5 protein-coding genes are annotated in these 15,718 nt (G+C 44.3%); 1 reads left to right on the top strand and 4 read right to left on the bottom strand.

Annotated features, from left to right (window positions below; genetic code table 11):
• Positions 1-10 precede the first annotated feature (10 nt).
• Together C233_RS0104700 and C233_RS0104695 are read right to left on the bottom strand one after the other, a co-directional pair.
• Entirely contained in the window at positions 11-4,450 is a 4,440-nt protein-coding gene (locus C233_RS0104700) for a hybrid sensor histidine kinase/response regulator transcription factor (protein ID WP_018666267.1), read from the bottom strand.
• A complete protein-coding gene (locus C233_RS0104695) occupies positions 4,438-5,592 on the bottom strand; it encodes a dienelactone hydrolase family protein (protein ID WP_018666266.1) in 1,155 nt (384 codons plus the stop codon). Before C233_RS0104695 ends, C233_RS0104700 begins: the two co-directional genes overlap by 13 nt.
• Positions 5,593-5,670: 78 nt before the next feature.
• Here C233_RS0104695 and C233_RS0104690 point away from each other — a divergent pair, with 78 nt between their 5' ends.
• A complete protein-coding gene (locus C233_RS0104690; RefSeq protein ID WP_018666265.1) occupies positions 5,671-10,143 on the top strand; it encodes a hybrid sensor histidine kinase/response regulator transcription factor in 4,473 nt (1,490 codons plus the stop codon).
• A gap of 227 nt (positions 10,144-10,370) precedes the next feature.
• Here C233_RS0104690 and C233_RS0104680 read toward each other — a convergent pair whose 3' ends face one another.
• On the bottom strand, positions 10,371-12,014 hold the full coding sequence (locus C233_RS0104680; RefSeq protein WP_018666263.1) for a RagB/SusD family nutrient uptake outer membrane protein: 1,644 nt from the start codon (positions 12,012-12,014) through the stop codon (positions 10,371-10,373).
• Between the two features lie 19 nt (positions 12,015-12,033).
• Positions 12,034-15,240, bottom strand: a complete 3,207-nt coding sequence (locus C233_RS0104675; RefSeq protein WP_018666262.1) for a SusC/RagA family TonB-linked outer membrane protein — start codon at positions 15,238-15,240, stop codon at positions 12,034-12,036.
• Between the last annotated feature and the right edge of the window lie 478 nt (positions 15,241-15,718).

Raw genomic sequence — 15,718 nt, 5'->3', positions numbered from 1 at the left:
GGCATATGCCTTACTTCAACCATTTATCTTTATATTCTGTAGGTGTAATTCCATATTGTTGCTTAAAGCATTTGCTGAAATAGTGGGAGTCGTTAAATCCTACCATGTAGGCAATTTGTGCCATATTATATTCATTTCTTTTGATTAGTTCTGCAGCATTTTTAATACGTATATCTTTCAGAAACTCAACAGGGGATAAACCTGTCAATGTTTTAAGCTTTTTGAAAAATACAGAACGGCTCATATTCGCCTCTTTTGCTATATCCTCTACCATGAGGTCGCCGTTATCAAGATGTTTATTGATAAAGGATAATATGGTGTCCATAAACTTTTGGTCATTGGGGGATAATTGGGGGGCAGGTGGAAGTTCGGTCTGTTGCTCAATTTGTTCCTGTATGGAAGGTTGCAAACTTGCACAATACAGTGTTTGCAGCTTTTTTCTTTGTTCGAGCAGATTGAATATACGTGCTTTCAGGAAGGTAGCACTGAAAGGCTTGGTAATGTAGTCGTCTGCACCGAATTTCATTCCCGCCAGCTTACTCTCGATAGTCGATTTGGCAGTAAGCAGTACAATTGGTATATGGCTGGTAGTGATTTCCTCACGTAGCTCATGCAACATTTCAATACCGTCCTTTTGAGGCATCATGACATCACTGATAATGATATCAGGTAAGAACTGTTTGCTTTTTTCTATGCCAGAATTACCATTCGTTGCCTCGATGACATTAAAATATGGGGTGAAAATTGTTCTTAAGAAGAAACGTAATTCAGCGTTATCTTCAACAATTAATAAGGTTTCTTTATCTGTACTTATGCTGTTGTTTGTATCTTCGTTAATCAAAGATAAAGTACCATTAGCATAAGTTTCATTAATACTTGTAACTGTTTGGTCAGAAATAATAAATTCAGTAGAAATATCGTAGTGCTCTTTGCCTTTCAACAAGTGTATGGCAAATCTACTTCCTTCCCCAGGTTTACTGTAAAAATCAATTTTTCCATGGTGCATATCAATTAATTCTTTTACCAATGATAACCCGATTCCTGTACTGGACTGATTGAATAGATTCTTATCTACTAAATTTTCAAATCTTGTAAATAGAGCTTTTTGTTTGTTTTCAGCAATACCTATTCCTTGATCTTCAACGGAAACAGTTACATCTTTCTCGCTTTCTTGTATAGTAACTTTAATTTCTTTGCCTTGCGGAGTATATTTGAAAGCGTTTGAGAGTAAATTGAATAGTATTTTTTCTAACTTATCTGCATCCGCCCAAATGCAAAGTGAGGTCGGTTGGCATATTAATTTAAAATCAATTTGATGTTCATCGGCCATACTATCGAAATTTTCCATAATATGTCGGGTAAAAGGTATCAAATCGATTTGTTGTACCCGCATTTTCATCTTTTTATTCTGTATTTTACGGAAGTCTAAAATTTGGTTGACGAGTCGAAGCATTCGATGAGTGTTCCGTTCTACTAATATCAATTGCTCTTTTTCCTCATTATTCAGGTTGCCGTTTTGCAAAATATGTTCTATGGGGCCTGCGATTAAAGTTAGCGGTGTACGTAATTCGTGGGATATATTGGTGAAAAAGCGCAACTTTATATCTGATATTTGTTGCTCTACCGTAACTTTATGTTTGAGTCTGAATATGGTAAATAAGATGTAAGAAGCTGTTAGGATGATTAAAATGATTCCTGATATGTAAAGTAGATATGCCCAGGGAGTTTCCCAAAAAGAAGGAAGTACCGTAATGTTTAGCGTTCGGGTGTTTTCTACCCATATACCATCACTGTTGGTTGATTTTATTTTTAAATTGTAATTTCCCTTGGGGAGATTGGTATAAGTTGCGGTGCGTTGATGACCTATATAATTCCATTTTTTTTCAAAACCTTCCAATTTGTACGCATAGGAAATGCTATTAGGATATTTCATATCCAATGCGGCAAATTGAATGTTGAAACTATTTTGGTTATGGGGTAATTCAATGGATTGCGTATCGTCTATGTTATTAGTTAGAATTTTGTGGCTTTGTGTACCGGGTGTGTCTTCGGTCTGTTGGAATTGTGTAAGAATAATAGGAGGAATATAATTACTGTTGTTGATAGAATCCGGAGAGAAATAAAGCATACCTTTCCCGGTGTTGAATATGAATTTGCCGTCTTGTGTATGTAAAGCGGCACCCTCGTTAAAATTGGTATGCACAGGAAAAGATTTGGCCTGGTAAATGGTGAACCTTTCCGTAACAGGATTAAATTTACACAAATCTTCTTCTGTAGCTAACCATAGATTCCCTTTAGTGTCTTCTTCTATGGAAAGCAAAATATCAGAGGATAAGCCATCTTTGGTGGTATATGGCTGAAATTTCGCTTCTTCGTTTTCGAGTGAAATCAGTTTATTGAAACCTCCTCCGAAAGTGGCTACATACATTTCTTTATTTTTGCTGAAAAATATGCTATGTACATCGTTGTTACTAAGACTATGTATGTCTCCCGGAATGCGGCTGAAATGCCTGAATCTGATTTGCTCCGGATTGCTGTTGGGATTATTACACATTAATAGGCCGGCGGAGCTTCCTATCCATATATTTCCTTGTTCATCACCAGTGATGAAACGGGTACGATAACATTGGGTAATCGGGTAATTTTTAAGTTGATTTCGGTGATTGATAAAGCGAGGAAACCGCATTGCAGTTTTCAAATCCAGATAATTGACTCCCCCCTCAAAAGTTGCAATCCATAACCGTTGATTTGTATCTTCGTACAAACTGTAAATTTCATTTCCACTTAAGCTATATAAATCTTTATCATCAGCCATATAATGGTGTAACTGGAATTTCAAAGGGGCGGTATGTTGGTGACGGGCTGCTATTAATCCTTTCCCTTTTGTTCCTATCCATATTGTCCCTTCGTGGTCTTCAAAAAAAGAATAAGCCATTCCTAACTCCTCTGTGCTGTTAAGAGATATTGTACCTTGTGAGGTGAGACTACCGAGATAATGCAGCTTTTTATCATATACTCGTATGATTTTATCTTTGCTTCCTACCCATATATTCCCATTGCTATCCTGGAAAATTGCACGGATGTTGTTGCCGGCGTACTCTAAATCGTGAGGACGGATTGGAAGTAAATGGAAATGACTGGTATTAAATGTGATTTTTTCTAATCCATTACCAAAAGAGCAGAGCCATAAGTTTCCTTGTTTGTCAGTAAAAGCACTGGCTACTCGATTCTCGGAACTCCAACCGGTTTGTAGAATAGGGTTGTAGAAAGGTATTAACCGATTTTCTTTTCGGTTATACCAGGCGAACCCTCCACCGGCAGGGTGTATCCATGTGGAACCGTTAATATCTTCATAAACATTAATTTCCATACGAGATTCGGTAATATCTTTTCCATATTTGTCTTGTAGGATAAAATGGTCTATTTTTTCATTAAAAGGATTGAAATGAGTAATACCTGGTATATTAGTCCTTATCCATACATGTCGGTGTGAATCGATATATATATCTTTAATCTCGTTGTCCTTTAAACCTTTATGTCCTTCTCTATTATATTGTTTATATTTTCCTGTTTTTGTATTGTATATAAAGAAACCGTCATAGTCGGTACCGACGAATAGATTCTCTTTTGCTAATTGCCGGATAAACCTGATTGACGAACGGATAGGTAGGCTGTCTGAGGTAAAGTTTCCATTGTGAAATTGCAGGATTTTACCTTTTTGAGATGAAAAATAGATGCTGTTCTCATTTTCAATGGCATCATAAAAGGAATTGTTATTTTGGGGAGATAAACTGGTAAAGAAAGATGTTACCTGTTTCTTTTGAGAATTTGCATTGAACCGATATATTCCTTGTTCGGTTAGAATCCATTGGTTTTGTTGTCGGTCCAGATATATGTTGTTAACTTTCCCGGGAGATGAAATTTGCTGAGATTTAAAAAAGTCAGTGACAGTGAGAGTATGGTTTTGAGGATTGGTAGTTATATGTAGCAGGTCATTATGAGTTGTTGTAATCCAGATACTACCTGTGGGTAACACATATATGTTTTGTGCTGAATAGTTTTCGTAAGGAATGGACTGAAACTGTTCCGTACCTGGATTGAAACGATATACTTTATGGTCATAACTTTGTATCCAGATATATCCATAACAATCCTCCTTGATGTACCCAAGACGGTTATTGCTGAGTTCAATATTGTCTCCCGGGTGGGCTTTGTAATTTTTAAATGTATATCCGTCGAATTTATACAATCCGTCCCATGTGGTAAACCACATAAGGCCTTTATGGTCTTGCATAATGTTTTGTATTGTTTTCTGTGATAATCCGTTTTCTGATGTGTATTGTGTAAATGTGTGTGGAGGTTGTCCTAAGGCTGAAGGTACAACAAAAATAAGCCATAATACAAACAAAAAGATTCTTTTGAACATAGTAATTTCCTTTATTTTAGCCATTTATTAAAGAATTCCAATACCTCTTCCTGCATCCCTCTGTTAAAGAAATGCTTCTCATCCCATATCTTAGTCACAAGCTTATTGCCGGCATTTTGGCTTTCCCAGACGGTCTGCATAGTAGCATAGGCATCTTTCACACCTTCTACCGGAAATAATTTGTCTTTGTTTCCATTAAAGAAAAGAGCGGGTTTGGGGCAGGCGATACTTGCCGTATGCGGGTAATCCAGGTAACGCCTTAAATTGGGAATGAGCATGGAATAGGCAGAACCGCCTTTGTTCTGGTTGTTGGTAAGTGTCATCAGGTGCTCTGTCGTATTCATCCAGCAGATAGAGGCAGAAGCCTTGATACAGTCGGTCAGGGCAGACAGCATCCAAGAGCGGTAAGCACCCATGGAGAACCCCAAGCAACCTACCCTTTTCTTGTCTACCATTGGCAGAGAAGCCAGGAATTCGGCACTCCGCACATCATCCATATTGATAAAAGCCCCCCAGGATGCACCCATTTGCATGAAGTTGGAAGCCAGCGCCTGCTGCCCGTCGTAGCTGATACCCTCCTTGCGTCCGCGTTCTCCCCAAAACAAAGCATCGACAGACAATACTACATAACCGTTCCGTGCAAAATAATCACCCGTATACTGCCCGTCATAACAACGCTTTACCCAGTCTTCCGCGTCCGCCAGGACTTCCAGCGAGACACCGAAAGGACGTACCATTTTCTCCTTCCCGATAGAAAAATGCGCCCCGTGGTCGTGCAACATCACTATGGCCGGAAAAGGACCCTTCCCGTCGGGAACCAACAGATAAGCCGGTACGCGCGACCATTCCGACACATTGAACCATATCTTACGCGCTTCATACCCTTCGCGCTGCTCGGTTCCGGTAACGGACATATTGTATGCTCCGGGTGCAGGAGGCAGGTTTTGCATGCAGTCCATTACCGTCTTGCGCGCTTCGGCTCTCCATGCCTCGAAATCTTTGGCGGTGGAGTTTCCCCATGCTCCGGGATAAGTGAGCTGCTGTTTCAGTTGTTCGTAAAAGGCAGGCATATTCTTTATTACCTCATAGCGTGCAGTATCTGCCTGCGCTTTTATTTCCTGACCGACAGGAAGCAAAACGAAGAAAAGTATAACCAATAGTCTCATACCGATATTTAAAATAAAAACAAAGATACAAGATTTTTCAACGAAATATGTATCTTTACGCCACAGAATGAATATATTATGAGGAAAATCTTATACCTGATTGTTTGTTTGATATATACACTGCCCGTCCGGTCGCAGCAGCCCGATTGCCTGTTTACCCATTATTCTTCCGAAGAAGGCCTTTCGCAAAATACGGTTATGTGCATCTTGCAAGATAGAAAAGGAAACATGTGGTTCTCTACGTGGGACGGCATCAATAAGTTCAACGGATATGTTTTCAGAACCTATAAGGCGAAGTTCGATAACCGGATTAACCTGACGAACAACCGTGTAGACTATATGTATGAAGATAAGTACGGTTTCCTCTGGTTGCAGACCTATGATAACCAAGTCTACCGCTTCGATACCCGTTCCGAAGTTTTTGAACGCGTCCCTGCTACGGAGGAGAAAGGAGGCAGAGCAGTCATCACTTCGATTAAGATGCTGCCATGCGGCTCTGTATGGTTGCTTTCGGAGAATGAGGGAGCCGTCCGCATGAAAACCGATTTAGCTACCTACCGCCTCACTTCGGAATGGTATTCTGTCCAATCCGGCGTATTTCCGGCCACATGCGTGTATGATGTTTATGAAGACACAGACGGAAACGAATGGATGCTGACCGACAACGGATTAGGAATGCTACCCGGCGGAAGCCATACGCCCGTTTCTTATTTTGTGGAAACGACCGGTAAGGAAGAAACGACGGGACAGGTCTTTTATACTGCCCAGGAACATGGAAATGAAATATTTTTCGGCTCGGACAACGGGTGCATATGGCGTTATCAAAAAAACGACGGGCAATTCCTGCTGTTGCAATTACCCGGTTCTTCACGCGTGGTGGCGATAAGGAAAATAGGTGGGCAAGACCTTGTAATAGCAACGGAAACCGATGGCTTCTTCATCTACAATGCGGCATCCGGAACCACCCGGCATTATGCAGCTTCCCGTTTACCCGAGGCGCCGGTGCGTTCTATCTATGTGGATAAACATTCGGAGATATGGTTCGAGCAGGAAGTACCTGGCACTGTCGCACACTTCAATCCGAAAACGGACGTACTGAAAACAGAGGTAATTCCAGTGGAACCGACCAGTACCGACCGTTCGCGTCCGGCTTTTCGTGTACACGAAGATATCTACGGTACGGTGTGGGTACATCCCTATGGCGGCGGTTTTTCACGTTTCGACAGAGAAAACAACCGCTTGCAGGCTTTCTACAACGGACTGTCGGATGCGGGCTGGCGGTTCTCCAACAAAATTCACTCGGCTTTTTCCGACAAACAGGGTAATTTGTGGATGTGCACCCATTCCAAAGGACTGGAAAAGATTACTTTCCAGACCTCTCTGTTCAGTATGATAACCCCGGAACCCCACCGGTACGAATCTTTGAGCAATGAGGTACGTGCGTTGTGCGAGGACAAGGAACATAACCTTTGGGTGGGATTGAAAAACGGCAAGCTCAGGGTCTATGACAAGAACCGTACAGAACTCGGATACTTTACGGAAGCCGGAACCATAGCCCGTACGGGGACACCGTTGCGGGGAAACGTCTATTTCCTTTTCCGAGACAGTAAGGATAACCTGTGGATTGCTACCAAGGGGAACGGACTGGTAAAGGCGGAACCTCAGGGAAAGGCGCATTACAAGCTGACGCGTTACCGATACCGGAAAGACGATATTTACAGTTTGAGCGATAACAACGTATATTGTGTGTACGAGGACAGTAAGGGGCGTATCTGGGTAGCCACCTTTGGAGGAGGAGTGAATTACCTGACCCGCAATCGGGACGGTAAGGAGATATTTATCAATCATCGTAATAACCTGAAAGGATTTCCTATCGATAAGTGCCATAAAGTACGTTTTATAACCGGTGATTATCGTGGAAATATATGGTTTGCCACTACGGTCGGTGCGCTCATGGTAAACGGTGATTTTAAGAATCCCGAAAATGCCCTGTTCCACCATTACCTGCGTGTGCAGGATAATATGCATAGCCTGAGCAACAACGATGTGCACTGGATTCTGCCTACCAGGAACAAAGAGCTCTACCTGGCTACTTTTGGCGGAGGATTGAATAAGTTACAATCCATAGATGCCGACGGCAATGCAATGTTCAAATCGTATAGTGTAGAAGACGGTTTGCCCTCGGATATCCTGCTCTCTATCCGCGAAGATAATAAAGGACATCTTTGGATGAGCACGGAGAACGGTATCAGCAAGTTCATTCCGGAAGAAGAACGGTTCGAAAACTATGCCGATAAGCGCATCCCGTTCCGTGTACGTTTCAGTGAGGCGGCATCGGTCTATACCTCATGGGGCGACCTTATGTATGGAACGAGCAACGGCATCCTTCTTTTCAACCCGGATTCTATCCGGAAAAGCACTTACGTTCCACCGCTGGTATTTTCAAAACTGCTGATAGCAAATGAAAACGTGATACCGGGTGAAAGCCCGGTGTTGCAGCAAAGCCTGGACGATACCCGCAAACTGACACTTTCCCATAAAGAGAATATCTTCACTATCCAGTTTGCGGCACTCGACTATACCGCACCAGCCGAAATCCAATACGCCTATATCCTGGAAGGGTTCGAGAAGACATGGAATTACGTCGGTAAGCAGCGAATGGCTACTTACACCAATTTGCCCAAAGGACATTATGTATTTAAAGTACGTTCAACCAATGCCGACGGTGTGTGGACGGAGAATACGCGTTTGCTCGATATAGAAGTGCTTCCCTCTTTCTGGGAAACACCTTTTGCCTATTTCCTGTACGTTTTGTTCGTTTTGCTGATTATCGTAACCACCGTTTATATCCTGTTTACAATCTACCGGTTGAAACATGAAGTATTTGTGGAACAACAAATGACGAACATGAAGCTGCGGTTCTTTACAGACATTTCCCATGAGTTGCGTACCCCTCTGACCTTGATTTCCGGTCCGTTGGAGTATGTGCTTGAAAATACGCAGTTACCGGCGGATGCCCGTGAACAGTTGCAAGTCGTAGGGCGCAATACCAGTCGTATGTTACGGCTTATCAACCAGATACTTGATTTCCGGAAGATTCAGAACAAGAAAATGAAGATGCAGGTACAGCGTATCGATGTGGTGGCATTTACCCGTAAGATTATGGAAAACTTCGACTCCATAGCCGAGGAACATCATATCGACTTCTTGTTTGATACGGAGAAGCCCGAACTCTACCTGTGGGTGGATGCGGATAAGTATGAAAAGATAGTATTCAATCTTCTGTCCAATGCATTCAAGTACACGCCCGACGGCAAGATGATTAAAGTATTCATCCAGGAAGACGAGCACACCGTTTCCGTCGGTGTGCAAGACCAGGGCATCGGCATTGCGGATAACAAGAAGAAATCCATTTTCGTCCGTTTTGAGAATCTGGTAGACCGTAACCTGTTCAATCCGAGCACAGGCATCGGTTTATCGCTGGTGAAAGAGCTGGTGGAAATGCATAAGGCACTGATTTCGGTAGATAGCAAGCTGGGCGAGGGAAGCTGTTTCAGGATAGATTTCATGAAAGGCAAAGAACATTACGACGATTCGGTGGAATTTATGCAGGATGATATCACGGTCGGCATGGAGGTGTGCTGGCAAGCGGTAGGCATGGAGAAGGCAACCGCTTCCCGACTGGATGAAGAAGGAGTACGGAAAGATGAAGATGCGGCAACGTCCAAAGGACTGATGCTCCTGGTGGAAGATAATTCCGAGCTGCGGATATTCCTGAGGAGCATATTCTCGTCGGAATACCGCATTGTGGAAGCCGCCAACGGCATGGAAGGTATGGACAAAGCCTTGAAGTTCCTGCCGGACATCATAATCAGCGATGTGATGATGCCGGAGAAAGACGGTATCGCTATGACCCGCGAACTACGTGCCGATATGACCACCAGCCATATCCCCATTGTGCTGCTTACGGCGAAGTCCTCCATTGAAAGTAAATTAGAAGGGCTGGAATACGGCGCCGACGATTACATAACCAAACCTTTCAGTGCCACCTATTTGAAAGCGCGTGTAAAGAACCTCCTCACCCAACGGCAAAAGCTGCAAACGCTGTACCGCCAGGATTTGATGCCTGCCGGCACTACCGAACCTGTTCCTGCGGAAGAAACGACTGGGAACGTTGCAGGTAATCCTGAGACGGATAATTCCTCCCCGGCGATGTCTCCCAACGACCGTAAGTTTATGGATAAACTCGTCGAACTAATGGAGAAGAATATGGACAATGGTGACTTGGTGGTAGATGATTTTGTACAGGAGCTGGCTGTCAGTCGTTCTGTTTTCTTCAAGAAACTGAAAACCCTGACAGGCTTGGCGCCTATCGAGTTCATCAAGGAGATGCGCATCAACCGTGCAGTCCAACTGATAGAAACCGGAGAGTACTCCATGACGCAGATATCCTATATGGTCGGTATCAACGACCCGCGCTATTTCAGTAAATGTTTCAAGCAGAAAATGGGCATGACACCGACAGAGTATCGGGATAAAGTATTGAAATAATTGCATCCGGAGTGAACATAAACATTTTAAATATGTTCTTCTTAAATAATTAGAAAACCAACCGTAACTATGATTATATATTTAATAAGCTTGCTTGTTGTAGGCTCGGCAATAGCCTGGAGCCTTTGGAAAGCCCCTTCGGACACGGAGCTGTGGGGAGAGGAACAGGAGGAGTAAATCATTGAAGAAAAAAGAGGGACGCTGTAAACAGCGTCCCTTTAAGTTTTTTACCAACCTTCGTTTTGTTGTCCAGCTAAAGCCGGATTCAATTCGATAGCTGCCAGTGGAATAGGCCGCAAGTAGAACTTGCTGGTTATCTGGCCGGCACTGATGTCCGGATTATGAGCCTCCACATAATCCGCCAGTTTTCCGGTACGTGCTAAGTCTGCCCAACGGTGGTATTCTCCGGCAAGTTCGCGTGCACGTTCATTTAGGATATATTCAATACTCATTTCGGTTTCCGTTGCAGGAGTGGCATTGGCACGGTTACGTACGATATTTACATAGGTAAGTGCCCCCGAGGGGTCGTTGGCCTTGATGCAGGCTTCTGCTGCAATCAGGTTCGTTTCGCCCAAACGTGCCAGGTAAATATCCCGCATGGATGAATTGACACTAAAGTAAGTTCTGCCGTTTTCGGTATCATCGAATTTGCGGAAAGAAGCCACTCCGTATACATCTTCTTTCATTTTGGTTTCGTAGGTCGTTTCTACGCCGTTGATATTCGTTCCTTCGGGTAACATTTCCACGACTTGGGCATCGGCACGGCTGGGCAATGCCGAACGCCAGGCGTCGATGTTGGCTATTTCCCAAGACGGACAGTAGTAATAAGTCACTTTACTCGTATTTTTATTTGCATCGTAATAATCCCAGTAAGATGCGCGGAGCTCGGTCATGAAAGTTGCCTCGTAACGTTCGTCCTGTGCCGGGTTACTGGTATTGGTATTGAATACCTCGTGCATCCACAAGGTCGGTGTCAATGTGGAAGAGGTGTATTTGTGGCCTTTTTCCTGGCCGTCCAAGTAATCGCAGAAATGTGCTTGTTGTTTGTTTCCGTCTGTTTTTACATCATCCACGGTTTCTACGCTGTATCCTACATAGAACAAAACTTCGGGATTACCTTCGCCAGCATTACTGAACAATGTAGAAAAAGGAGTAGTCAATGCCTGACCTGCACCGGCGGCTTGGGCTGCCGTAATAGCTGCCTGGAAGTCCGAGGTGGAATTCGTCAAATATCCCCTTGAAAGATACGCTTTCGCCAAGTAATGGTAGGCTGCTTTTTGGTTGAAGCGTCCGTCGGTAGCGCTTGCCGCTAAGTTCGGAGAGGTACTCAATTCTGTTAGTTCATCGATGATAAAGTTATATGTATCAACGGTAGAGGCACGTTCCGCACTGCTCATTATACCCGAAACACGTTCGGTAACCAAAGGCACGCCGCCGAATTGCTGTACGAGGTTCAGGTAGTAGAGAGCACGCAAACCGCGGGCTTCTGCCACTCTTGCAGCTCTTGAGGCATCATCGCCGCCCCAATAAATTGCTTCGTTGGTAAGTGAGATTCCCTTGTAATGGTCTGTATAGAATGTCTCTACCGCATCGTTGGCGCTGGTAAAGGCTGCGCTGTATAAATTGCAGGTATTGACGGCCGCACGTCCGGTGGCGAATAAGTCCGTACCACCTTCGAACAACCAGGGGTCACCGCCATAAATGGTTCTTAATGAACTGTACATGGCATTGGAAAGGCTTTCGTAGCCCGTTTCCGTAGCATAATAATCGGGACCCGGAACATCGGATTTCAAATCTTGGTCCAGAAAACCGGAGCATCCGGTCAATGCAGCGAGAGAGAAAGCTGCCGCAAGTATATATATCTTTTTCATAATTGGTTACTGTTTAAAATTAGAACTTCACGTTAAGGCCGATTTGGTAACTGATAGAGCTCGGACCGCCTGTACCGTCGCTGATTTTGGCGTCTGCCCATTCCGGGTCGAAACCTTTATAGTCGGTAAATGTAAACGGATTTAATACATTAGCATAAATACGGAGGTGTTCGATACCGATTTTCCTTGTCAAAGCCTTGTCGAAGGTATATCCTACTGTGATATTCTTGATTTTCCAGTAAGAGGCGTCTACATAGTTCTTGGACTTGAATTCGGTATTCTTGCCGGTATGCCAGCCTGTACCGCCACCATGATTGTAGTTAACATCATTGAACGGATAGGGATAAGAACCCACGGTCGTTTCTTTTGCCACTACGGTAGGGTCGGAGGTCAAAGACGAATAATTCTTTCCGTCCCAGGTATAGTTAAATATAGGTGCACCTTCGGGAATGTAGAAATCCATGCTGAGTTTGGTTCGTCCGCGGTCGGAATAATCGGTAAATTCTTCCATGAAGTAGCTGTACAGCGTATGTCCCTGTTTGGTGTTGACGCTCATTGAGAAATCCCAGTTCTTGTAAGAGAGCGAAGTAGACAGGTTACCCGTCCATTTCGGCATTGCCTGGCCGATAATCTGACGGTCGGAATCATCGATTTTTCCGTCTTTGTTGAGGTCCTCATAAGTCATGCAACCTTCGAAATAGCCGTACCATTCACTTTTTGTTTTTGTTACGCCGTTAATGGTTACTTGCTCGTTGGCGGTAGCTTGCGTGCAGATTCCGGTCGGTTTCAGGTCATAAGCCACATCAATCGGTTGTCCGATAAACCAACGTTGTGCGCGCATATCTTCCTTCTTGCCTTGCAGTTCCAGAATCTCATTCTTGTTTTTGGCGAAACTGGCTGTGATGTCCCAGTAAAAGTCCTTGTTTTGGAACAGAACACCCTTCAACATCAATTCGATACCCTGATTGCGCACTTTACCCACGTTGGCAGTCATATTTCCGTCCGGAGTACCTTGTTCGAGCAACATCTTCTGGTCCATTAGAAGGTCTTTAGAGTCTTTTCGGTACCAATCTAAACTTCCCGAAATCCTGTTATTCAGGAAGCCGAAATCCAGTCCTAAGTTAACCTCGTTCGTCTTTTCCCAACTCAGCAGTTCGTTTACCACTTCGGGGCCGTAACCTTTGCCGAAACTGGAATAATAGAGTCTGCTTGCAAGGAAGATTGTCTCATAGTTTCCTACGGATGCATTATTACCGGTAACACCATAGCTGGCACGCAGTTTCAGGTTGCTAATCCACGGAGTGTTTTCACGGATGAAGTTTTCTTCGCTGATGCGCCATGCCAATGCTGCCGACGGGAACACTCCCCATTTGTGGCCGCTACTGAATTTAGAAGAACCGTCCCAGCGGGTCGATACCGTAGCCAGGTATTTGCCTTTGTAGTTGTAATTTACGCGGAGTGCATATGAAAGCATCGTTGCTTTGCCGTACGAACTTTCGACACCACTGTAAGAAGCGGCCGACCCCAGGTTGTACCACAAGGTTTCGGGTGTAACCCCTTCTCCGCTCAGCGCATATTTCTCCGCTTCGGTGCTATACACGCTTACCAATGCCATGGCGTTCAGGTTGTGGTCGTTATTGAAAGTCTTTACATAATTTACCTGCGTATCCCATGTATATGAGAATGATTCGTTGCGGGTAACACTTGCCAGTGCCGTTCCGGTAGGATTGGTCGTTGCGTTGTATGTACTCGATTGTGCTGAGGACAAACCACCGTAATATTCACCTCTGCGCTTTGTAGAGAATGTCGGCGAGAAAGTAGTTTTGATGATGACGTCGTTGATAGGTTTGTACTGTGCGTACATCGTACCGAGCACGCGGTAACCTTTTGTCTTGTCGTCCGAGTTCATCCGGTCGATGAGCGGAGATACGGAAGAAGAAAAACCCGCAGGGAATGTCAGGCTTGAAGACTGCCCTGGTGCCAGGTCTTTTCCGGGTTGGTAGTTTACCTCACCGGTTTCAGTGTTGTAAGGCAGCCAGTAACCGTTTGCACGGAAAGACTCCTGAATAGCACGTTTTGAACCGTAATCGTAGTCGTAAGCCACTAAGTTAGCAGTGGCACCTACCGTTACCTGCTTGTTGATAGCCCCGTCGATAGACATTTTTATATTGTAGCGCTTCATGGCATCGCCCATAACACCGTCTTCCTGTTGATAACCTGCACCTAAACGATAAGAAACCTTCTTGCTTGCGCCTGCTACCTGTATGAAGTGGTTCTGCTGTGTTCCGTTCTCCAGCATCAAGTCTCTCCAGTCGGTAAAATCTCCTGTCAGGAACTGCTCGCGCATCTTGATAGAAAGGTCGTTACCCTTGTCGTTCCATACGGAGGCCAAGTTACCGCTTGTCATTTCAAGCGGAATACGTCCGTTGGTAATTGTTGCATTCTTTATGGGAGAGGCATATTTCATGTAGCGGTATGCAGTCCATTCGCGGTCGTCCATAAAGTCCGGCATACGTGCCACAGTCTTGTAACCCACATAGCCGTCGTAAGTAACGGATACCTTCATGTCCTCGCCGGCTTTGGCTTGTTTAGTAGTTACGATAACGACACCGTTTGTAGCACGCGAACCGTAGATAGCCGTGGAAGAAGCATCTTTTAGGATGTCGATTTTCTCGATATCCGCCGGATTCAGGAAGTTGATATCGTCACAGATAACTCCGTCTACGACGAACAGCGGACTTGTGCTGTCGCCCAATGTACTTTTACCGCGGATAGAGATATTGAAGCTTTCACCTACACGGCTGGAAGATTGTGAAATATCCACACCGGCTACCTGTCCCTGCAAGGACTCCATAACGGTACTCGTACCTTTGGCTACCAGCCTTTCGCTGTCTACGCTTCCTACCGAACCTGTCAAGTCCGACTTTTTCTGTACGCCATACCCCACAACCACAACTTCGTCCAATGCCTGCGCATCTTCTTTCAGTGTTACCTTGATGTTGTTCTGATTGCCCACTGTAACGGTTTGCGTGATATAACCAATAAATGACACCTGGATTTTGGCGCCGGGCTGTACGCTGAGTTTAAAGTTACCGTCGATGTCGGTAATCACACCGTTGGTAGTGCCCACTTCCAATATATTTGCACCGATAATCGGTTCACCCGTACCGTCGATAACGGTACCTGAGATTTGGTGACCTTGTGCAAAAGCGACTAAACACAACATACTCAATGATAGAGTAGCTAATGCCCTTTTGGCAAGTCTTTTTAAATTCATAAGTCTGTTTTTTATAGTTATTAAATATAATAAGGTGGATAACCGTAGCAAGGTATTACTTTACATTGTTTCTGTTATCGAACACAAAATTATGTTGTATGGTGCAAACTGTGTAGTACTTTTTGATATTCTTTGTGGAAAAATTAGTTTTCGCAACCGATTTTAGTTGCCTCATAATTCCCGTCATCTTCTGCATCGCCCTATTCATCGGGGTTTGCGGGCAAAGCCCCTTGTTTCGTACCTCCACCTTTTACAAGCCTTTCCCATACAATTTTACTCGTAGCACCGGAGCTGCCGGAGCCTTGTATCATTGCGTTTTCAACGTGGGATAGTCCGTTTCTTCCCGTAACGGAATAGAGTGCCGGCAGTAATCGACAGGACTGTTCATATCTGTCGGCTGTTCCGTTGATACCTGCCGGCAGAACCG

Source organism: Bacteroides gallinarum DSM 18171 = JCM 13658, from assembly GCF_000374365.1.
Lineage (GTDB): Bacteria > Bacteroidota > Bacteroidia > Bacteroidales > Bacteroidaceae > Bacteroides > Bacteroides gallinarum.
This window is presented reverse-complemented; position numbering and strand designations above follow the sequence as displayed.

What these genes read in the sequence shown, in the direction of transcription:
- C233_RS0104675 (WP_018666262.1), bottom strand. Translation starts at nt 15,240, where the DNA reads ATGTTGTGTTTAGTCGCTTTTGCACAAGGTCACCAAATCTCAGGTACC.
- C233_RS0104680 (WP_018666263.1), bottom strand. Translation starts at nt 12,014, where the DNA reads ATGAAAAAGATATATATACTTGCGGCAGCTTTCTCTCTCGCTGCATTG.
- C233_RS0104700 (WP_018666267.1), bottom strand. Translation starts at nt 4,450, where the DNA reads ATGGCTAAAATAAAGGAAATTACTATGTTCAAAAGAATCTTTTTGTTT.
- C233_RS0104695 (WP_018666266.1), bottom strand. Translation starts at nt 5,592, where the DNA reads ATGAGACTATTGGTTATACTTTTCTTCGTTTTGCTTCCTGTCGGTCAG.
- C233_RS0104690 (WP_018666265.1), top strand. Translation starts at nt 5,671, where the DNA reads ATGAGGAAAATCTTATACCTGATTGTTTGTTTGATATATACACTGCCC.